The organism is Ureibacillus manganicus DSM 26584, from assembly GCF_000772945.1.
Classification (GTDB): Bacteria; Bacillota; Bacilli; order Bacillales_A; family Planococcaceae; genus Ureibacillus; species Ureibacillus manganicus.
On record NZ_JPVN01000081.1, the window covers coordinates 1 to 237 of the forward strand.

1 tRNA gene is annotated in these 237 nt (G+C 49.4%); it reads right to left on the reverse strand.

What is annotated here, in order from left to right:
* Positions 1-74: 74 nt before the first annotated feature.
* Positions 75-165: transfer RNA gene (locus CD29_RS19475), tRNA-Ser, on the reverse strand.
* Positions 166-237: the final 72 nt, after the last annotated feature.

Genomic DNA, 237 nt, shown 5'->3' on the forward strand with positions numbered 1-237 from the left:
TAATGCTTCGAAGCGTATTCGGTCGTGCTCCACCCCGCGAAAATAATAAAAATAATAAAGTTGTATAAAATGTATGGCGGAGGCGGTAGGATTTGAACCCACGCACGGTTTAACCCGCCTGTCGGTTTTCAAGACCGATCCCTTCAGCCACTTGGGTACGCCTCCGTTTTATATCTCTAATTGGTGGACCTTGCAGGACTCGAACCTGCGACCGGACGGTTATGAGCCGTCTGCTCT